At 73.9% G+C, this 19,963-nt stretch carries 10 protein-coding genes; 8 read left to right on the forward strand and 2 right to left on the reverse strand.

Features of this window, described 5'->3' with window-relative positions; all coding sequences use genetic code 11:
• Positions 1 to 10: 10 nt before the first annotated feature.
• The 6 genes from ACIRB7_RS13265 (at position 11) to ACIRB7_RS13290 (ending at position 9,304) form a co-directional block, all read left to right on the forward strand.
• Positions 11 to 673 carry a MarR family transcriptional regulator gene (locus tag ACIRB7_RS13265; RefSeq protein ID WP_403596732.1) on the forward strand — a complete coding sequence of 221 codons (663 nt, stop codon included), beginning with the start codon at positions 11 to 13 and terminating at the stop codon, positions 671 to 673.
• Between the two features lie 178 nt (positions 674 to 851).
• Positions 852 to 1,904, forward strand: a complete 1,053-nt coding sequence (locus tag ACIRB7_RS13270; protein ID WP_403596735.1) for an iron-siderophore ABC transporter substrate-binding protein — start codon at positions 852 to 854, stop codon at positions 1,902 to 1,904.
• Positions 1,905 to 1,936: 32 nt separating this feature from the next.
• The gene (locus tag ACIRB7_RS13275; protein ID WP_403596738.1) at positions 1,937 to 2,971 is read left to right on the forward strand and encodes a FecCD family ABC transporter permease; all 1,035 of its coding nucleotides are present in this window, start codon (positions 1,937 to 1,939) and stop codon (positions 2,969 to 2,971) included.
• Positions 2,968 to 4,062, forward strand: a complete 1,095-nt coding sequence (locus ACIRB7_RS13280; RefSeq protein ID WP_403596741.1) for a FecCD family ABC transporter permease — start codon at positions 2,968 to 2,970, stop codon at positions 4,060 to 4,062. The genes ACIRB7_RS13275 and ACIRB7_RS13280 overlap by 4 nt, the downstream gene beginning before the upstream one ends.
• 107 nt (positions 4,063 to 4,169) lie before the next feature.
• A complete protein-coding gene (locus tag ACIRB7_RS13285) occupies positions 4,170 to 8,675 on the forward strand; it encodes an SNF2-related protein (RefSeq protein WP_403596744.1) in 4,506 nt (1,501 codons plus the stop codon).
• On the forward strand, positions 8,672 to 9,304 hold the full coding sequence (locus ACIRB7_RS13290) for a hypothetical protein (protein WP_403596747.1): 633 nt from the start codon (positions 8,672 to 8,674) through the stop codon (positions 9,302 to 9,304). Before ACIRB7_RS13285 ends, ACIRB7_RS13290 begins: the two co-directional genes overlap by 4 nt.
• A 116-nt stretch (positions 9,305 to 9,420) precedes the next feature.
• On the opposite strand, the gene ACIRB7_RS13295 is transcribed toward ACIRB7_RS13290, so the two are convergent.
• Complete coding sequence (locus ACIRB7_RS13295; protein ID WP_403596750.1) at positions 9,421 to 14,280, reverse strand: hypothetical protein; 4,860 nt, start codon at positions 14,278 to 14,280, stop codon at positions 9,421 to 9,423.
• Positions 14,281 to 14,487: 207 nt separating this feature from the next.
• On the opposite strand from ACIRB7_RS13295, the gene ACIRB7_RS13300 reads away from it, so the two are divergent.
• Positions 14,488 to 15,513, forward strand: a complete 1,026-nt coding sequence (locus tag ACIRB7_RS13300; protein WP_403596753.1) for a LacI family DNA-binding transcriptional regulator — start codon at positions 14,488 to 14,490, stop codon at positions 15,511 to 15,513.
• 61 nt (positions 15,514 to 15,574) lie between these two features.
• Here the strand turns inward: ACIRB7_RS13300 and ACIRB7_RS13305 are convergent, their stop codons facing one another.
• On the reverse strand, positions 15,575 to 18,352 hold the full coding sequence (locus tag ACIRB7_RS13305; protein ID WP_403596756.1) for a glycosyl hydrolase: 2,778 nt from the start codon (positions 18,350 to 18,352) through the stop codon (positions 15,575 to 15,577).
• Positions 18,353 to 18,589: 237 nt separating this feature from the next.
• On the opposite strand from ACIRB7_RS13305, the gene ACIRB7_RS13310 reads away from it, so the two are divergent.
• Positions 18,590 to 19,903, forward strand: a complete 1,314-nt coding sequence (locus tag ACIRB7_RS13310) for an ABC transporter substrate-binding protein (protein WP_403596758.1) — start codon at positions 18,590 to 18,592, stop codon at positions 19,901 to 19,903.
• Positions 19,904 to 19,963: the final 60 nt, after the last annotated feature.

The raw sequence follows: 19,963 nt of genomic DNA on the forward strand, positions 1-19,963 counted from the left end.
GGAGCAGCCGATGGGAGAGCCGGTCGTCTCCGGTGTCGCGCACGACCTCTCGGGGGCGACGTTCGCCGTCGTCGGCATCGCCGGCGTGCCGACGGACTGGGCGCGGGTCTTCCGGTCCCTCGCGAACGCCGAGCTGACGCTCGGCCCGCTCCCGGCCACGGACCCGGCCGCCCGCGACATCACTCCGCCCTCGCGGAACGTGACGCCACCCAGCGTCCTGGAGCTGAACGCGTACCTGATGTACGCCGTCGGGCGGGCCGCGCGCCGGCGGCTGGCGGAGCGCCTCGATGCACGGGGGTTACGGCTGTGGCACCTCACCGTGATGGCGCTGCTCTCCGATCTCGGCCCGCAGATGAAGACGGTCCTCGCCACCCGGCTCGCCATGAACGCCAGCGACCTGGGGAAGATCGTCAACGATCTGGTCCGCGTCGGGGAGGCGGACTGCGTCCGTGACCCCGCGGACCGGCGCCGCGTGGTCGTACGGCTCACTCCGGCGGGCGAGGAGTCCCTCCGGAGCCTCAGCGCGGAGATCGCGTCCACGGACGACGAGATCCTGGCGCCGCTCGACACCGGGGAGCGCGCGCAACTCGCCTCTCTGTTGCGCCGCGTCCACAGCCATCTCGAACCGGCGTCGGCCGACCCGGCCCGGGAGCGCCCGGCACCGTCGGCCTGATCGGGGCGGGCGGCCCCGGTCGCCCGCCCCGCCGATCACACCGGGACCCCCTGGCTCTCACGCCCGGACAGTAATAGGTTAGGCTCACCTAACAAGAGCCGCGATGGCCGCTGCCCCCGTATGGGGGCCGGTCTTGTCGGGGGCTCCGCACATCCCTGCCCGGAGACAAGGATCCACCATGCCTTCTGTGTTCACCCCCCTTCACCGTCGCGTCCTCGCGGCGGGCGCCGCCGCGGTCTCGCTCGGCCTCATGGTGACCGGGTGCGGCTCGGACGAGAAGAAAGACGACGCGGCGGGGTCGGCGGACAAGGCCGCGGCGGGCGCTTTCCCCGTCACCATCAAGAGCGCCCTCGGCGAGGCCGTCATCAAGGCCAAGCCGAAGCGCGTGGTGACCCTCGGTCAGGGCTCCACGGAGACCGCCATCGCCCTCGGCAACGTCCCGGTCGGCATGGAGAGCTACCCCTGGGGCAGCGACAAGACCGGTTACCTGCCCTGGGTGCACGAAGCGGTGACGAAGTCCGGCGCCACGCTGCCCAAGCAGTTCAACGGCGGTGAGGAGCTCGACATCGAGGCCATCACCGAGCTCGACCCCGACGTCATCCTCGCCCCGTGGTCCGGCATCACGCAGAAGCAGTACGACATCCTGAAGGACATCGCGCCCACCGTCGCCTACCCCGACAAGGCGTGGAGCACGAACTGGGACCAGCAGATCGAGATCATCGCCAAGGCGCTCGGTCAGCCGGAGAAGGCGAAGGAGCTGACGTCGAAGATCGACAAGCAGCTGACCGACGCCGCCGCGACCCGCCCGAACTACAAGAACGTCACGTTCTCGTACATCTACAACACCGGCCCCGGCACCCTCGGCATCTTCAAGCCCGAGGAGCAGCGCGTGTCCATGGTGTCCAAGCTGGGCCTGAAGGTCGACCCGGTCGTGAACTCCTTCAAGGAGACCGACGGCACCGACTCCGCCCTCATCGGCCTGGAGAACGCCAACAAGCTGGCCAAGAGCGACATCGCCTTCACCTTCTACATGGACGACAAGTCCCGCAAGGAGGTCGAGGCCCAGCCCCTGTACGCGGCGATCCCCGCCGTGAAGAAGGGCGCGCTCGTCTACAGCCACGACCAGCCGTTCGTCACCGCCTCGTCGATGATCAACCCGCTGACGGTGCCGTACAGCATCGAGCGCTACCTCCCGATGATCGACAAGGCCGTCGCCAAGGCCGGCAAGTAACCAAGGCCGGGAAGTAGTAACGGATCCGCAGCGTGACCACTCTCTCCCGGATCGGCCAGGGCCCCGCCGTCGTACGGCGGGGCCTTGCCCGGCATGTCATGGCCGCCGTCCTGTGCCTGGTCCTGCTCGCGTCGGCGCTCCTCGCCAGCGTGATGTTCGGCAGCAAGCCGACGTCCGCGGGCGACGTCCTGGGCGTGCTCACCGGTGACATCGACGGCTACACCCGTACCGTCGTCGAGAGCCGCTACCCGCGCACCGCGCTCGGTGTGCTCGCGGGGCTCTGTCTCGCCGTCGCCGGCACCCTGATGCAGGGCATCACCCGCAACCCGCTCGCCGAGCCGGGACTTCTCGGCATCAACGCGGGCGCGTCCGCGAGCATCGTCGCCGCGACCGCGTTCCTCGGCGCCGCCGGACAGCGGGAGACCATCTGGTGGGCCCTCCTCGGCGCCCTCCTGACCGGTGTCGTCGTCCATGTCGTCGGCACCGCCGGCGGTGGCGGCGGACCGGTCCGCCTGGTCCTCGCCGGCGCGGTGCTCTCCGCCGTCCTCGCCGCGTTCATCCAGGCCGTCGCCCTGTCCAACCCCCGGGTCTTCGACACCTACCGCTACTGGGTGGTGGGCGCGCTCGGCGGGCGCGGGTACGACGCCCTCTGGTCGGTCCTGCCGTTCGCCGCGGCCGGCCTGCTCCTCGCCCTGCTCCTTGCGCCGGGGCTCAACGCCATGGCGATGGGCGACGACAAGGCCGCCTCCCTCGGCATCAGTCCGGCCCGCGTCAAGGGGGCGGGGCTCCTCGCCGCGACCCTCCTCGCCGCCGCCGCGACGGCGGCCGTCGGCCCCATCGCCTTCGTCGGCCTCGCCGTCCCGCACGTGGTGCGGGTCCTCGTGGGCGCCGACTTCCGGGCCCAGATCCTGTTCACCTGCCTCGCGGGGCCCACGCTGCTGCTCTTCGCCGACGTCATCGGCCGGATCGTGCTGCGCCCGCAGGAGCTGATGGTCGGAGTGGTCACCGCCTTCGTCGGTGCCCCCGCCCTGCTCTTCGCCGTTCGACGCATGAGGGGAGCGGCATGACGTCCGCCGACCGGACCGCCGTCCAGGACCGACCCGTGACGGCGAAGCGGGTGGTACGGCCCGCGGGGCGTGGTGTGCTGCGGATCGGCCCCTGGGTCGCCCTCCCCGTGCGCCGCGCCTCCGTGGTCGCCGCCGTGGTGACGCTGCTCCTGCTCTGCGGGGCGGCCGTCGCGACCCTGTCGATGGGCAGGCTCGGCATCGCCCTGCCCGACCTGCCGTCGGCCCTCGCCGGTGAGGCGACGGGGAAGAACGCCTTCGTCCTCAACCGGCTGCGTGGCCCGCGGCTCACGGTGGCCATCGCCACCGGCGCGGCCTTCGGCCTGTCCGGAGCCCTCTTCCAGTCCGTCACCCGCAACCCGCTGGGCAGCCCGGACGTGATCGGGCTCGGCGCCGGCGCCGGGGCGGGAGCCGCGGCCGCGGCCCTGTTCCTGCCCGATGTCCTGCCGGTGGCCGCCGGGGCCCTGATCGGCGCCGTCCTCGCGATGGCGGTCGTGTTCGTCGCCACCGGCACCGGCTTCCGCAGCCCGGGACGGCTCGTGGTGGCCGGCATCGGCGTGGCCGCGATGGCGACGGCGCTCACCCAGTACGTGGTGTACGCCGTGGAGCGGGACAAGGCCAGCGCGCTGACCGCCTACATCAACGGCAGCCTCTCCGCCCGTTCCTGGGAGGACGCGACGACCATCTGGACGGTACTGCTCCTCTCCCTGCCGTTCGCGGCCCTGCTCGCACGGCCGCTGAGCGTCGGTGAGATGGGCGACGACCTCTCCACCGGCCTGGGCGCCCGCCCCGGCCGGACCGCGACCCTGTCGGTCGCCCTGTCGATCGTCCTGTCGGCGGGGGCGGTCAGCGTGGCCGGGCCCATCGCGTTCGTCTCCCTGACCGCGCCGCAGATCGCCAAGCGCGTCACCCGCAGCGGCGGCCCGCACCTGGTCATGTCGACCCTGCTCGGCGCCCTGCTGCTCGTGCTCGCCGACCTCACGGCGCAGCAACTGCCGCTCTTCGACGACCTGCCGGTCGGCCTGTACACGATGGCCGTCGGCGGCGCGTACCTGGGGTATCTGCTGCTCCGCGAGTGGAAGCGCCCCGTCTGACCCATCAACCGGGGGCCGCCCGGAGCCCGTTGGACGACCGAGGACCGTCCGGCTCCGTATACTGAACGCGCACGTTCCATCACGTTCCGCGTACGGAGGGTCTCCTCTTGGGTGGTCGTCCTCAGCTCGCCGACGACGTCCGGCAGTCCGGCGCTCCCACGGGAGCCGGTGTGCGGCCCCCGTGGCACGAGCGGGCCAGGAAGGCCCTTCTCGAACGCCGGCTCGACGCGGCGATCGTGTCCGAGGCCGAGAGCCTGGCGAGGGCAGGGCGGCTGACCCGGCCGGATCTGCGGATGCTCCTCCTGGTGACGGACGACCACTCGGCGTGGCTGCCGGCCCGCCGCCTCGCGGTCGAAAGTCTTGAGGACGCGTCGGAAATTCCGCAGCAGGTGCTCACGGCGCACGCGCAGATCGAGTCCTGGCCTCCGCCGGCGTACGACGAGTCGGCGGAGCACCGGGCGAGCGGGCACGTGCTGCACACGGCGGCGTTACGGATCGGCCCGGCCGACGCGCAGGTGACCGGTCCGGCGCGGAGCGCCCCGACGGCCTCGCTGGCCCGCCGGTCCGCCGCCGCGGCGATGCTGCGCCGGCTCGCCGGGGTCGAGGAGCCGACAGGGGAGAGCGGGGGCGGGCGGCTCACCGTGCCGGGCATGGGCGCGGAGGCCTTCGAGGCGCTGCTGCACACCCGGGTCGCGGCGGCGGAACCCGGCGCGGAACTCACCGCCGAGGTCGTCCGCAGGGCGGGCGCGGCCCGGCTGCGGCACCGGGACGTCCAGCTCCTGCTGTTCGCCGCGCGAGGACCCGCCTGGCGGGAACTGCGCCTGTGCGCCCTGCGGGTCGCCGCGCGCATGCAGACCGCGGCGGCCACGCTGCTGCGGCGACACGCGGAGGAGCGGGGGGCGGAGGCCCGGCACACGGTCGCCCCGTCGGACGGCGGCTTCACCTGCCGCTGGAGCTGGGACGGCGGCGACGGCGACAGTGGCGGTGCCGGTGCCGGTGGCCCTACGGTCGTCGGCGCCGAGCGCACGGCACGTGACCGTCGGCAGGCCGTGCACCTCGGCGCGGTCGCCCTCCTGGCCCAGCTCACGGGACTGCCCGAACCCGAGGAGGAGCGGGCCCCGGACGACGGCGGTGCACGGCCAGCGGCGCGGATCCAGCCGGTGCCGGCGGGTCAGGATCCGGTGAAGTACCTGAACAAGTACACCCAGTTGGAGCTCATCACCAAGCCGGATTCGACGTTCGCGCCCGCCCCGAAGAGCGTCGTCTGCACCTACACCTGCACGCACGTGCGGACGGCGGCGGAGGTGCGGGTCAGCGCCCGCGCCAAGACGAGGGGGGACGCGCGCCGCGCGGCGGCGTCGGCGCTGATGGCGGAGCTGGTCGCCGTGGACGCGGAGCGCACTCCCCCGGCGAAGGCGGCGGGGACGTCGCGGGGACCGGTTGCGTCGGCGAAGCCTGCACCCGATCCGGCCGCCGCACCGCTACCGCAGGCCGTCGACAGAGGGCACGGTCCGGCTGCCCCAACCCTGCCGCAGGCCACCGACCTTGTGCCCGGTCCGGACACCCCGCCGCTACCGCCGGCCTCCAACCCCGGGCGTGGTCCGGCCGCCCCGCCCCTGCCACGGCCCCCCGCCGTTCCCGGGCCCCGGCACGCCCCCTCCGCACCGCTGCCCACCGCCGCCGCCCCGCCCACCCCGGCGCCCGTCTCGCGGGTCCCGGTCGCCGATGTCGTCCGGGAGGCCCTCGCCGCCGGGTGCGCCGTCACGTTCCTCCCCGACCAAGGCGAAGGTGAGCAGGCCGGGCTGCTGCTCCACCGAGCCGACGGGGCTCCGATGCCGGACGCCGAGCTGCCCGCGCCGCTGACCGTCATCCGCCGACCGCTGCTCCTTACGCCGGCGTCCGCGCCCGTGCCGGTGGTGGGGTGGCGGGTCCCGCTGGACCGGGCCGTGCCCGTACTCCTGCGCCCGGCCGGGGACGGCGGGTGGCACCCGACGGCGGCAGCTTGGGAGGAGGCGACCCGGCTCGGGCTCCAGGCCGTCGCCGCGGGGCTCGTGCGTCCGGCGCTCTCCGTCGACGGGGTGGACCGGTGGCGGATGGGGCCCCTGCCGGTCGCCACCGTCCGGGCCGTGGAGGAGCTGTCCCGCCGTACCGCTGCCCACCCCGTCGCAGGCGCGTCGCCTGACTCCGTACCCCTGGCTGCCCACCCAGCCGCGGGCACGTCGCCGGGCGCGCGGGACACCGTACCGGCGTTCCTCGACGCCCTCGCCGACACCATGCTCCGGCCCCCGGCGGCGGCCCTCTTCGGCACCGGCCCGTTGCTCTCCCCGACCGGCCGCCCGCTCCCCGAAGCGGAGGCGGAGCGGGTTCGGCCGTGGCTGGACATGGTGGAGGACCGGCTGGACACCGGACCGCCGCCCGGACTCGTCGTCGAGTTCGCCGCGCCCTCCGAGGACGACGCCGGCGCCGGGCGGCTGACCGGCCGTCTCCTCGTGACCGTCGACCCGTCACGGCCGGACCACGAGGTGGCCGCGGCTCTCCTCGGGACGGACCGGGGCGTGGTGGAGGGCATCGAGCCGTACCACCTGCGTGAGCGGGTACGGCGGCGCCTGGAGCGTTCGGTCCGTCGCTGTACGGTCCTGTCCGGGCTGCTCGCCGCACCCGACCGCCTGGTGGCGGACGCGGCGGGGATCGTCCGGCTCCTGGAGGCCGAAGCGGACCTGGCCGCCGAGGGCCTGGTGCTGCGCTGGCCCCCCGGGCTGCGCGACCAGCTCTCCGCCCACACGGTCGTCGGTGCGGAGGCCGGCGCCAGGACCGACGACGCGCCCGGCGCCCGCGCCGCCGGAGGAGCGCCCCGGTTCAGTCTCCAGGCGCTGCTCGACTTCCGCTGGCAGCTGGCGCTCGGCGGGGACGTCCTGAGCGAGGCCGAGATGGACGAACTCGCCGAGGCGGCCCGCCCCCTGGTGCGGGTGCGGGGCCGGTGGGTGCTGCTCGATCCCCTCACGGTCGCGCGCGTCCGCCGTCGGGAGATCGGCCGGCTCGCCGGTATCGACGCGCTGACCGCCGCCCTCACCGGCACCGTCGACGTCGACGGCCGTACGGTGCCGTGCCGGCCGGGCGGAGACCTCGCCGGTGTCGTCGACGTCCTGCGCCGGGGCGAGCACGCGGCCCCGGTTCCGGCGCCCGCCGGGCTCGAAGCCGTACTCCGTGCGTACCAGGAACGGGCGCTGGCCTGGCTGTCGCACACCGGCGGGACCGGATTCGGCGCGGTCCTCGCCGACGACATGGGCCTCGGCAAGACTCTCACCGCCATCGCGTACACCCTGCACCGGTACGAGAACGGGCACCGCGGCCCGGTCCTCGTGGTGTGCCCGTCGTCGCTCGTCACCAACTGGGAACGGGAGTACCGCCGGTTCGCGCCGAAGCTCGACGTGGCCGTCTACCACGGGAGCGGGCGCAGCCTCGACGCCGCCGGTGACCGGACCGTCGTCCTCACCACGTACGGCGTCCTGCGCCGCGACACCGAACTGGCCTCCCGCCGCTGGGACCTGGTGATCGCGGACGAGGCCCAGCACGCCAAGAACCACGCCTCCTCCACCGCCCGCCGGCTGCACGCGCTGACGTCGACCACCCGTCTCGCCTTGAGCGGGACCCCGGTGGAGAACAACCTCTCCGAGCTGTGGACCCTGCTCGACTGGGTCAACCCGGGCCTCTTCGGCCCCCTCAAGGCGTTCCGGGCCCGGTACGCGGCCGCCGCCGAGCGTGAGCCGGACGGTCCGGCCGCGCGCGCCCTCGCCCGGCTGATCGCGCCGTTCCTCCTGCGCCGCAGGAAGACCGACCCCGGGGTCGCCCCCGAACTGCCGGCGAAGGTCGAGACCCGGCGGATCGTCGAACTCACCGCCGAGCAGGTCGCCCTGTACGAGGCCGTCGTCCGCGAGACGATGGAACAGCTCGCCCACTCCCCGTCCCTCGCACGGTCCGGCCTGGTGTTCAAGCTGATCACAGCGCTGAAGCAGATCACCAACCACCCGGCCCACTACTGGGGCGAGGAGCACCCCGGCCCCTCCCGTACGGGGGAGTTCACCGCCCGGTCGGCCAAGCTGGAGGCGCTCGCCGAACTCGTGGGGACGATCACCGGGCGCGGCGAGGCGGCGCTCGTCTTCACGAGTTACGTCGCCATGGGGCGGCTGCTCACCGAGCATCTCGCGCACCTCGGTCACCGCCCGTTGTTCCTCCACGGCGGCCTGGACGCGCGGCAGCGGCAGGAGCTCGTCGACGCCTTCCAGGCGGGCCGGTCACCGCTGTTCGTGCTCTCGGTCAAGGCGGGTGGCACCGGCCTCACCCTGACCAGGGCCAGCCACGTCGTCCATTTCGACCGCAGCTGGAACGCCGCGGTCGAGGACCAGGCCTCCGACCGTGCGCACCGGATCGGGCAGCGGCGGACCGTCACCGTGCACCGGCTCATCACCCGCGGCACGATCGAGGACCGGATCGATCAACTCCTCACGCACAAGCGGGCCTTGCAGGACACGGTCCTCGGCGCCGGGGACACCGGCCTCGCCCGGCTCAGTGACCGTGAGCTCGCCGACCTCGTCGGTTTGGGAGGACCTGAGTGAACTCCGCCGCGGCCGAGCCGCTCCCCCACGGCGGCACCTCCGGCGTCCGTTCCGTTCTGGACGGCCTCACCGATCCGCCGCCGTCGCCGCTCCCCGGCCTCGACGTGCTGCGGGCGCTCGTGGCCGACGCCGCCCACCGCGCGGCCGCCCTCCTCGACGACGCAGGAAGTGGCCGGGCCTTGGCGGGTCCGGCCGAGGACGTCGACGACATCACCGCCGACCTCGCCCGCTTCGTCGCCCGGACCGGGGACACCCACCTGGAGCCCGCCGCCGCGCGACTCGGCGTATCGCCGGGGCGGATGAGGCTGCTGGCCACGGCGCACCGGTACGGAGGGCGGCCCGCCGTCGCCACCTTCCTCGCGCCGCAGCCGGCCGACCCCGACGTCCTGGCCGCGGCCGAGCACAGCGTCCAGCCGCTCCGGCCCTCCCCCACCGCCCCCGTGGAACGGCACCACAACCACCTCACCGACGCGCCCGCCCGCGTCCAACTGCGGTACGGCCCCGACCTCCTCTGGCACCCGTACGTCGACCGCTACGGCACCTGGCAGCCGGCCGCCGAGCCGCACTCCGACCCCGCGGTGGCGTACCGGGCGGCCCGCACGGCGCTCCGGGCGCAGGCGCGGAGGTAGGGGCGGGGCAGGTGGCACCGCGCGCCTGCCCGATGCCACCGGAGGCCTCGCAACCCCGCCCTCGCGCCCGGGTCAGCGGGCAGGGGGGCCGCCCGGCCCCGCCCCCGGGCCCGCTGTCAGCGGCCGCGCTTCCACGCCTCGGCGAACATCTCGTGGAGCGGCGCCGTCGGCAGCACGCGGAGGAACGGTCCACGGATCTGGTCCCGCCACAGCGGGCGCACCAGGTGGCTCGCCAGCTTCACGGTCTCCAGCGGCAGGTGCGCGCCCTTCAGCTCGGTCCACTCACCGGGCAGGAACAGGGTCCGGCCGGCCCGCGTCCGCTTGGCCTCGATCACCGCGCCGGTGGCGAGGAGCTCCGCCCGGACCTCCGCGTGCCGCTTGCTCGTCCAGCCGTTCCAGCGGCGCACATTCCGGTCGGTGGGCGCGGCGAGGGTCGCCAGCTGGAGGTACAGCGCGGCCGCGTCGCGCCCCACGCCCAGCTCCTCCGCCGCACGGGCGACCAGTTCAGGGCAGGAATGGCGCGGATCCGCCTCGTACGCGCCGTCCGGTACCGCTCCCGAGACGGCTCGTCGCATCATCCGGTCGAGGCCGCCGCCGGGGAGGAGCGGCGCGAACCTGTCGAGTTCCTCCGCGAGGCCGGTGATCTCGCGGACCCGCCGCCACACCTCGGGGTCGGCGACCTGCGCGGGCCGCAGGAAGGCGGCGCCGCCGGGGGCGCACACCACCAGCGGGCCGGAGTCGTACGCGGTGACGGGAGGCTGCTCGCCCTCCTCCTCGCGGCGGACCATCGACACGGGGATCCGCGCGGGCCCGAACTGCTCGGCGATCGGCACCGAGCTGTCCTGGACCCGCCCGTCGGGCAGCTCCACGAGCAGTTCGGGACGGGCCAGTTCGGCGCGCAGCCGCTCGTACAGGGCGGTCGCTCCGGCCATCGCGGGATCGCCGACGGGCCGGTCGGTCCACGCCCACACCAGGGCGCTCGCGATCAGGCCGAGCGGGAGTCCCACGGGGGTGCCGTAGCGCACGTCGGTTCCCTCCGGCGGCAGGGCCCTCACATCCACCGCCGAGCCGTACGTGCGCGCGGCGATCTCCCAGCCGCCCGCCGGCACCGTCGCGTCCTCGGCGGCCTCGTAACCGCCCGCCAGGCGTCGTGCCCACACCTCGGGGAGCCCCAGTCCGGCCTCCAGGGCGTCGGCCGCCTCGTCGTGCACGGCGGGCAGCACGCCGAGGAGTTCCCGCCACACGGCGGCCATGCGCTCGACGGCCGCCTCGACCCCGCCGGGCTGCCACAGCTCGGCCGGGTCGTCGGGCAGGGCCGCGGCCAGGACGGCCCTGCGGCCGGTGGCCCCGAGGCGCCCGCGCACCTCCTCGTACGCCTCGATCGTCGTCGGCGTCGCCTTGTACGGCGCCTTGCGGGCGAGGGCGCGGTCTTCGTCCCGGTCGGACCGGCCGACCAGACCGGCGACGACGAGCCTGGCCACCGCCCGTCGGACACCCGTCAGTTCGGCGAACCGTACGGCTGCCGACTCCGGTACGGGGACGGGGCCGTGGGCGTCGATCGCCGCGAGCAGCGCCCGCAGCCGGGCCTCGTCGTCCCGCTCGACCTGTACGAGCCGGGCCTCGGGGACGGCCGCCGGGACGGGGTCGGCGGCCGGCTCCTGGGCGGCGGGCGCCGCGAACCAGCAGGCCGTCCCGCCGTCCCAGACCGCGGCGGAGGCCACGGCCGTCTCGCCCTCCCGCAACCCGTCGAGGGTTCCGGCGTCGGACGTACGGCCCACCCACCAGCGGCTGCCCTCACGGGCGAACGGCTGGTCGGCCCAGGTGTCCAGGAGCGCGAGCAGCGCGGCCCGGTCCGCGTCCGGGGTCGGTGCCACCGCGGCCCGCCAGGCCACGGCGTCGATCGTGCCGAGCAGCTGCGACCAGTCGTGCGGCGGCGCGGGCGGGGAGAGTCGCCGTACCTCCTCCACGATCGTCCCGGCGAGGCAGGCACCGTCGGCGGCCAGGGCGCTCAGCGTCGCCGGCAGGGCCACGTCCCGGGTCCGCCGCCAGGGGTCGCGCCCGCCCTCGTCGACGAGACCGAAGAGGGCGGGAACCAGTTCGGTGTCCGGGGCGGTGCGGCGCGGTGGGGCGGGCAGCGCCTCGGCGAGCAGGGTGACCCGCCGGTGCAGGGCACGCCGCCGCTCCTCCACCCGGGCGGCCCGCCCGGCCACCGTCACGACGGCCTCGCGGAGGACCGGGTCGGTGATCTCCGGCAGCTCCCGCGCCACGGCGGCGCGCAGCACCTCCGGATCGCCTTCGAGGGCGACGGCCAGGAGCGTGTCGGCCGTCGCGCGTCCCACCGTCCGCAGCGCCCGCGAGCCGGCCGCGTCCCGGGTCCGCAGCAGGTACCAGAAGGCCGGGGGCAGGGCCGCGCCGGGGGATGTGGTGACCCCCCGGTTCCGCCTCGCGCGGCGGTTCCGGGGTGAGTCGTGCCCGTCGAGCTCCCACAGCAGGGACCCGCCCGCGGTGTACGCGCGGACGCCGGTGCGGGTCTCCGCCTCGGCGAGGACCACGTCCTCCACCGCGTCCCCCGCCGCGCTCTCCGGCGGCGCCCACAGTCCCCAGGGCTCCTGGCCCTGCCGGTCGATGTCGAAGCGGGCCGTGCGCCCGTCGATGCTCTCCAGGAGGAAGTGGTCGGGCGCGTTGTCGCGGTACCGGGTGCGGTAGAGGATCCGGGTCCCGACGAGCCCGTCCTTGCTGCCCAGCGGGGAATCGGTCAGGCCTGCGGGCAGCGGCGCCAGTTGCAGGGCCTCGCGGGCGAGGGACATGCCGATCTCGGACGGTTCCGCGGCCGGATCGGGGTTCGGGGCGCGGCCGGGGAAGTCCGGCAGCGGTGTCGCTCCCCGCCGCTCGCCGGTGACCGGGTCCACGACCTCCCACGGCTGCCGTCCGTAGACGGCGTTGGTCCAGATCCGGGAGCCGTCGGAGAGTTGCAGCTCCTCCCGGTCGACCCCCACCGTTTCTCCCGGGCGCGTCACATGGAAGCCTCCGTGGCGGCCGCCCCCGTCGGCGGTCTCGAACTGGAAGCCGTAGGCCCCGTCCAGACTGCCGCCGAAGGGCACGAGGCCGCCCAGCTCGGTCGGGGTGAACGGCTCATCGGGGCGGTCCGCCCAGACGGCGACGTCGCAGTAGTACGGGTTCTGCTTGAGGCTCCAGCTGACCAGGAAGGAGCCGCCCACGTAGTGGACGGCGAACATGGTCGCGTCCTCCGGCACGGTGAACCGGCAGGAGCCGCGCACCCCGTCGGGGTCGACGGCGACGGCCCGGTCGCGCCCGAACACCGTGAGCACCGGCCAGGTGCAGGTCACACCCTCCACACCGGGCAGTACGGCCGCACCGAGCGGACCGTCGGACACGGGGCTGCCGGCGGCCGGGCCTTCGGTGCCAAGCCCGTCGGTGCCAGGCCCGTCGGCGGCCGGGCCTTCGGCCGCCTCGGCGGCCGCCGTCTTCCGTGCCGCGTCCGCCGCGAACTCCGCGTACACCGCCTCCAGGGCCGGCCACGCCAGTTCCTCCGGCAGTCCGGCCGTGAGCGAGCGGCGCAGCGCGCCTCCGGCGGAGGCGTCCGCGAGGGCGTCGGCGATTCCGTCGAGCGCCGTCACCGTCGGCCGGTCGAGGAGGGTCTCCAGCTCGGTCACGGCCTCCTCGGCCCCCGCCATGCCGCCGCCCCCGACGGTGTCGACGAGCTTGCCGACCCGACCCGCCACCTCCTGGGCGATTCCCTCGTTGCCCGGGAGCAGCGTCACCGCGCTGCCGGGCTTGCGCCCGCGCACCCAGAACCCGTCGGGCAGCAGACCGGCGTGCACGGTTCCTTCGAGCCGGGGGCCGAACACCGGGTCGGCGGCGAGCGCGACGAGGTCACGCCGGGACCGCTCGCCCCAGAAGTGCATCCGCGTCTCCGGGCCCGGGTCGACGACCGTGACCCCGGCCGCCAGGCAGGCGTCGAGGACGTCCGCGTCGAAGCCCTTGTAGTAGTGCCGGGTGGTGTGCACGGTCACGGCCTGACCGCCCGCCCGCAGACGCGGGCCCAGCCGGCCCACCAGGTCGAGGAACTCCGGCGGCAGCTGCTGCCGTCCGACGCCGCCCCGGGGCTGCCTGGCGTACTGGTACATGTGGACGAAGTGCCCGACCCAGCGGTGCAGTCCGCCCTCCGGTACGACCCGTCCGGCTTCCATCGCCTCCGTCGCACCGCAGCCGATCAGCATCCGCAGCCACGCCCCGCCGTCGGTGACGCTCTCCGGGAAGACCTCGACGAGCCCGGCCGCGACCTCGTCCGTCGGCGGATGGGCCGTCAGGGCCGGCTCGGCGGCGGTGAGGAGCGCGTCCGGCACGGACTTCTTCCGGGCCACCGACACGATCGCGCCGACGACCCGCGCGACCTCGTCCTCCCCGTGCCCGGCGGCCTTGGCGGCGGCCCGCACCCGGCGCACGAGGTCCGCGGGCAGGTCCGCCTTCGAGCCGGACCACGCGGTCAGGAACGCGCCGAGCGCCGCGTACGCCTCGGCGGGCTCCAGGGTCTCGGCGAGGAACTTCTGGTGAGCCCCGAACTCCTTGGCCGGCATCGCCCCGCCCGCGGCGAACAGCAGCCCGTTGGCCCGGCGGTAGGCAGGGTCCACCGGCAGGCCGTGCTGGGCCTCGGCCGCCCGCGCCGCCACGTACGCCCGGCCGCCCGGCCGGCTCCCGTAACCGATCAGCCGATGGCCCACGGTGTCCCAGAACCACGGCAGGTGCGCCGGCGGCAGCCGCCGCGCGTGCCACGCCATCGAGTCGACGAACGCGCCCGGCTTCTGCCAGGACCGGTTGAGCTCGGCGCCCATGTCCTCGACCAGCCCGCGCGCCGTCGCGGCCGCGTCCGGGTCGTGGGCGGCGACCCAGTCGGCGTACGTGGTCGAGGTGTGCGTACCGTCGGCGGGCAACAGGGATTCGAGCGAGGCGATCATGCTTCGGATCGTCGCACGCCCCACTGACACCGCCGCCGGGAGGTGCGGGTCGGGCCCTCCGCCCCGGACCATTGGGAGCGCTCTCAGGACCGCGTCCACTGCGGATATCCTGATCGACACAGACCCTACGGAACCGACAAGATCCGACAGACCGCAGACGCAGACCGCAGATCGCAGACCGTGCCACGCAGCCGAGGAGCTCCCGCCTTGCCCGAGCAGACCACGGGGCCCCGCCCCACGCTGGAAGCCGTCGCCGCTCGCGCCGGCGTGTCCCGCGCCACGGCCTCCCGGGTCGTCAACGGGGGCGCGGGCGTGCGCCCTCCGCTGGTCGAGAAGGTGCGCAGGGCCGTCGACGAGCTCGGATACGTGCCCAACCACGCCGCTCGGACCCTGGTCACCCGGCGCAACGGCGCGGTGGCGGTGATCATCGCGGAGCCCGAGTTCCGGATCTTCTCCGACCCGTTCTTCGAGCAGCAGGTGCGGGGCATCAGCCGGGAACTGGCCGCGCACGACACCCAGCTGGTGCTGCTGTGGCTGGAGGGCCCGGGGGACCATGAGCGGATCGCCCGCTATCTGGGTGGCGGGCACGTCGACGGCGCACTGGCCTTCTCGGTGCACAACGACGACGCGCTGCCGGCCGTGATCGACCGGACCCGCATCCCGGTGGTCTTCGGCGGGCGGCCGGATCCCGGCACGCATCCGTCGGTGCCCTTCGTCGACTGCGACAACCGCGGCGGCGCACGCGAGGCGGTACGGCACCTGGTGGGTCTCGGGCGGCGGACCATCGCCCACATCTCGGGACCGGACGACCAGACGTCCGCGATCGACCGGCTGCACGGCTACCGGGACGTCCTGATCGACGCCGATCCCGGCCTGCTGTGCCGGGGCGACTTCACCGAGGAGAGCGGCGCCCGCGCGATGGCGGAACTCCTCGACCGGAGGCCCGACGTCGACGGCGTGTTCGTCGCCAACGACCTGATGGCGTCGGGTGCGTTGCTGACGCTGCGGGAGCGGGGCGTGCGGGTGCCGGAGGACGTGGCGGTCGTCGGCTTCGACGACATGGAATCGGTGGTCCGCGGGACCGTCCCCGCCCTGACCACCGTGCACCAGGACATCGAGGGAATGGGCCGGCTCATGGTGAAGCTTCTGATGCGGCTGCTCGACGGGACCGGCCCCGCGATCCCGGAGTCCGTGATCACGCCGACGTCCCTGGTCCGCCGCGACTCGGCGTGACGACGGGCCCGGGTGAGACACCCGGGCCCGTCACCCATGCTTCACGCGGTATGGCGGTATGTCAGTCGTAGGGGATGACGACCACGGACCGGTCCGTGCCCGTCTGAAGCCTGGCGTCCCCGTTCCCGATGGCGCTCCAGACCTCGAGGCGGACCGTCCCGCCGTTCAGGTTGCCGAGTGTTCCGGTGGCGGACTTCAGGCCGCGGGACTGGGCGTACTCCTCCCAGCCCGTGACCGGGTCGGTCGCGAAGTAGTGGTACGTCTCCGTCCGTTCGAAGGTTCCGTCGCCGGTGAGGTCGTAGCTGATCCGGGCCTGCTGGCCGAGTCCGACGGACGTCCCGGCGTCGAGCTGGAGGCGGAAGGCGGTGGAGCCGCCCGCCTTGAGCGTGCCGTTGACGCCCTTGGCGACGTAGACGAGGGGCCGGCTCGGCGTCCCGTCGTGGTTGCCGCCCTGCGCCGATGCGACGGTGTCGCTGCCCGCCGTGGCGCCGGTGGCCGTGGTGAGCGTCCCGCCCGTGCGGAGCTGGAAGGTGTTGCCGGTGCCCGGCTCCGGGTCCGGGTCGGGTCCGGGGCCGCCCGTCCCGGTGCCCTTGGCGGTGGAACGCGCGGGTACGGAGAGGGACTTGCCGTCGGAGAAGGTGACGGTGCGGGCGGTGGTGCCGTGGTTGTGGGCCACGTACGTCCGGGTGCCGCCCTTGGCGAAGACGGCGGAGGTGGGGATGGATCCGGTGACCGTCGCGTCGGGCGCGCCGAGCGTGTCGAGCGCGGTGAGCCAGTGGTAGGTGTGGGCCTTCGACTCGCCCGCCTCCGGGGTGTAACCGGCGTGGCCGGCGTCCCACTTGGCCTTGGCCGCGGCCGGGTCGGCGAAGGACTGGAACTCCCAGAGGATGTCGCGCCATTCGACGGCGGGTCCGCCGTTCTCGCGTTCCATCTCGGCGATGTTGCGACGGACGGCCTCCTTGTGGCCGCCGAGGTGGAGTGAACCGCCGGTCACGGGGAGGACGTTGATGCCGTGGATCTCCTCGGGGTTGGCGGTCCACCAGGTGGCGTAGGCGCCGCCGCTGCCCCACACCATGCCCACGGTGTCATGCTGGAAGGAGCCGGGAAAGACCTGTTGGTCGGCGTCGAACCAGTACTGGGCGATGGCCTCGCCCTCGGTGGTCAGCAGGTACGTGCCGAGGTCACGGAGCTGGGTGTTTCCGGTGGCCGAGCCCCAGAGGACGAGGGCGGCGCTGAGGTTGGTCGACTCGGAGGAGGACTCCTGGTTGTTGCCGGCGGCGAAGCCCTGGTGGCCGCTGGCCCAGCTGTGTCCGGCGTAGACGTCGAAGCCGCGGAGGAAGGGGTAGGCGGTGTCGGTGCGGCTGGGGTTGGCGGTGTCGCGGATGAGGGTCTTGACCATGGAACCCCAGGCGGAGTCGGCGGCCCAGCCCGCGTCGTACTGGGCGACGATCGCGGCGGCGTACACGTAGTAGCCGTAGTGGAAGTGGTGGTCGTTGAGTTCGGTGTCGCTGCCGTACGAGGCCGGGTAGCCGGTGAGGGTCTTCCAGGCGTTGTCGTACGAGAACTCGCTCGCCCCACCGGCCGTGAACCAGTCCTGGAGGCGGCCCTTGATCTGGCCGATGAGCTTGTCGCGGAGCGCGGTCTCGCCGATCTGGTCGGCCAGCGGCACCAGCTGGGCGAGCTTGCCGAGCGCCTTGCCGGTCCAGTAGGTGTCGACGGCTCCGGAGAAGGGGTCGGAGGAGTTCGCGACCTCGTTCAGATAGCCGCGCAGCCGGGCGGTGTCGGCTCCGGTCCCGCCCGGCAGGCCGGGCAGGGTGGCGGCGGCCTTCTGGGTGGTGGTGAAGGTGGCCGACTCGCGAACCTTCATGGTGCCTCGGGGCGAGACGTACGTGTACGGGGTGAGCGGGTCGGTGGTGTGCAGCCACTGGTGGCGGTAGAGGGCCTGCAGTGCACCGCGCTCGGTGCCCTCCTTCGCCTCGGTGGTCAGGGTGTAGGCGGCCCGGACGGTGCCCGCGTCGTAGCTCCAGTTCACGGTGGAGCCGGTGACGAAGCTGTAGGCGTACTTGCGGTAGGTCGCGAGCGCGTCGATGGAGGGCAGGACGGCGACGGAGAAGTAGTCCTTGCCGCCGAGGCCCGCGGTGATGGTGGAGCCGGAGACGTTCCAGTCGGTGCCGCCGGGCGCGAAGAGGGCGTAGTGGTGGCCCGCGACGGTGATGCCGAGGACGTTGCCCTGGTCGGCGAAGACGGTGGGCGCGGCGGCGGTGGTGATCCGGGCGTCGCCGCCGGTGCCCTTGGCGTACACGAAGGGCATGCCGTGGCCGATGGTGGTGCGCAGGGTGCGGGCGCCGTCGGACCAGTAGGGGGTGACGGTCCAGTCGGACCAGGCGTCGGCCCTGGTGTCGGGCGAGTTGAGGCCGGTGAGGCCGAGGGTGAGGTCGCGTTTGTGGGCGAACTCGTACTGGCGTCCCTCGCCGACCACGGCGGGGGTGGTCGGGTAGCCGATCTCCAGACCGCCGGCGACGGCCTGGTAGGTGAGCGGATGCCCGTACATCGGGGTGGAGTACGGGTTGTCCCCGTACCGCTGGAAGGCGAGGGAGGACCACCAGTCGTTGGTGGGGACCGGCTTGCCCTGGGCGGCGGGGGTCACCTTGGGGGTGACCGGTGCGCCGGTGTTGGTGGTGGGGCCGGAGGTTCCGGCGGGGCGGGTGTCGGAGTAGCTTCCGGCGCCCGTGGGGACGGGCGCCGCGGCCGCGGGTGCGGCGGCGGGGCCGAGTCCCAGGGCGGCGAGGGCGGAGACCAGGACCAGCGCGGCGGCCGGCCTTCTGCGGGGGGCTGGCATGAACGGCACCTCATGTCGTCCGAATGTCGTCAGAGAGCGCTCTCAGATCGCCGGAAACGTAAAACCGCCGTAACGAGTGTGTCAAGAGGTTGAACACAGGCAGGAGTTGAGGTCGTCTCTCGTCCGTTACGCCTTCGAGCCTTGACGGGTGGCCCCCTCCAGGGGCACGCTCCCTTCGCATGCTTGAGAGCGCTCTCAGAGGGCTCTCGCTCGTTCCGGAGCCAAGGGAGGCTTCCCATGCCCATCGCCCGAGCCGCCAGCACCACGAGGAGAGCCGTCGTACGTCTGGGGGCCCTCGCGCTCACCGGCACGCTGCTCGCCGCCTGCGGAGGGACGTCGGACGACACGTCCGCCGACGGCGCGGGGGGCGAGGTCACCGTCACCGTCGACCTGTTCGGCTCCTTCGGGTACAAGGAGGCCGGGCTGTACGCCGAGTACGAGAAGCTCCACCCGAACATCACCATCAAGCAGACCGACACGGAGGACGAGGCCGACTACTGGAAGTCCCTCCAGACCCGGCTGGCCGGTGGTGGTGGCCTCGCCGACGTGCAGGGCATCGAGGTCGGCCGGATCGCCTCCGTCACCCAGCAGCAGACCGACCGGTTCGAGGACCTGCGGAAGTACGGCGCGGAGGCGCTCAAGGACCAGTTCGCCCCCGCCAAGTGGGCCGCCGCCACCGGCAAGGGCGGCGAAGTGCTCGGGCTCGGCACGGACGTCGGCCCCGAGGCGATGTGCTACCGCACCGACCTGTTCAAGCAGGCCGGGCTCCCCACCGACCGCGAGGAGCTCGCCAAGAAGTGGGCGACCTGGGACGGGTACCTGGCACTGGGCAAGCAGTACAAGGCGAAGGCACCCGGCAAGAGCGCCTGGCTCGACAGCGTCGGCAGCCTCTACTCGATCATGATCGGGCAGGAGAAGGAGCGGTACTACGACGCGTCCGGGAAGCTGATCTGGGAGGACAACCCCGCCCTGCGCACCGCCTGGGACCATTCCGTCCAGGCCGCCCAGGACGGGCTGAGCGCCAAGCTCGACCAGTGGTCCCCGCAGTGGAACCAGGCGTTCGCGGCCGGCTCCTTCGCCACGATCCCGTGCCCGGCGTGGATGCTCGGCTACATCAAGGGCCAGGCAGGCGAGGCCGGCAAGGGCAAGTGGGACGTCGCCGCGCTGCCCGGCGGCGCCGGTAACTGGGGCGGCTCCTACCTGGCGGTGCCGAAGGCCGCGAAGCACAAGAAGGAGGCGTACGAGCTGGTGAAGTGGCTGACCGCGCCGGAGCAGCAGACGAAGCTCTTCGAGAAGCAGGGCAACTTCCCCTCCGCCACCGGTGCGATCGCCAAGGTCGCCGGCGCGAAGGACCCGTTCTTCTCGAACGCCCCGATCGGGCAGATCTTCGGTGAGGCGGCGAAGGCGGCCCCGGTCCAGGTGCTCGGCGTGCACGACCAGAACATCGCGCAGCAGATCACGAACGCGCTGAGCGAGGTCGAGCGGAAGGGCACCGCGCCGGAGAAGGCCTGGTCGAACGCGAAGAAGGGCGTCGAGAACACGATCGGCTGACCGGCACCACCGCCGGCCGCGCGCACCCTCACGGGCGCCCGCCCCGCAGCCCCTGCACCG

The sequence above is a fragment of the Streptomyces sp. NPDC093795 genome, assembly GCF_044764665.1.
GTDB lineage: Bacteria > Actinomycetota > Actinomycetes > Streptomycetales > Streptomycetaceae > Streptomyces.

Excerpts from the sequence above, each read along its gene's own strand:
- ACIRB7_RS13265 (WP_403596732.1), top strand. The coding sequence starts at position 11 with ATGGGAGAGCCGGTCGTCTCCGGTGTCGCGCACGACCTCTCGGGGGCG.
- ACIRB7_RS13270 (WP_403596735.1), top strand. The coding sequence starts at position 852 with ATGCCTTCTGTGTTCACCCCCCTTCACCGTCGCGTCCTCGCGGCGGGC.
- ACIRB7_RS13280 (WP_403596741.1), top strand. The coding sequence starts at position 2,968 with ATGACGTCCGCCGACCGGACCGCCGTCCAGGACCGACCCGTGACGGCG.
- ACIRB7_RS13295 (WP_403596750.1), bottom strand. The coding sequence starts at position 14,280 with ATGATCGCCTCGCTCGAATCCCTGTTGCCCGCCGACGGTACGCACACC.
- ACIRB7_RS13305 (WP_403596756.1), bottom strand. The coding sequence starts at position 18,352 with ATGCCAGCCCCCCGCAGAAGGCCGGCCGCCGCGCTGGTCCTGGTCTCC.
- ACIRB7_RS13310 (WP_403596758.1), top strand. The coding sequence starts at position 18,590 with ATGCCCATCGCCCGAGCCGCCAGCACCACGAGGAGAGCCGTCGTACGT.